Source organism: Limosilactobacillus avium (assembly GCF_947381485.1).
GTDB classification, from domain to species: domain Bacteria; phylum Bacillota; class Bacilli; order Lactobacillales; family Lactobacillaceae; genus Limosilactobacillus; species Limosilactobacillus avium.
This window is the reverse complement of sequence record NZ_CANCWN010000103.1, coordinates 1-425: the sequence shown is the minus strand read 5'-3', so window position 1 is coordinate 425 and position 425 is coordinate 1. Positions and strand designations below refer to the sequence as shown.

Annotated in this window: 1 protein-coding gene; it reads right to left on the bottom strand. The window is 41.6% G+C overall.

The window, feature by feature from the left end; genetic code table 11:
- Nucleotides 1-425, bottom strand: a 425-nt coding sequence (locus QOS01_RS10480; protein ID WP_283622279.1) for an RNA-guided endonuclease TnpB family protein, incomplete at both ends; no start/stop codon positions are given.

The window sequence follows — 425 nt, the reverse complement described above, 5'->3', positions numbered from 1 at the left end:
CTACAAATTTGACTGGTATAGTTCGGTTTAACAGTTACTAATTTCTTACCATACCAGGCACATTTATATGCCAACATCGTCCGGAACTGATACCAACTGGCATTCGCAATGGCCTTAGCTAGGCAATGATTTTTCTGAAGATTTTTGGTTTTCAAATCTTCAATGACGATTACGTCGTACTGCTTAACTAAAGTTGTTGTTAATTTATGCAAATAGTCTTTGCGCTGGTTCGCTACCTTAGCTTGGTACCGGGCCTTTTGTTGTTGTGCTCGTTGCCAGTTTTGGTAATCACCTAGTTCTTTCTTGAAGGTTTTGTGGTTATGGTTCCATTGACAGACAGCAGCCGCCGCCTGATGTTTCCGTTTGGCATACTTACTCTGCCACTTGGTTACTTGCTTTTCCGCCCATTTAGCATTAAAGGTTCC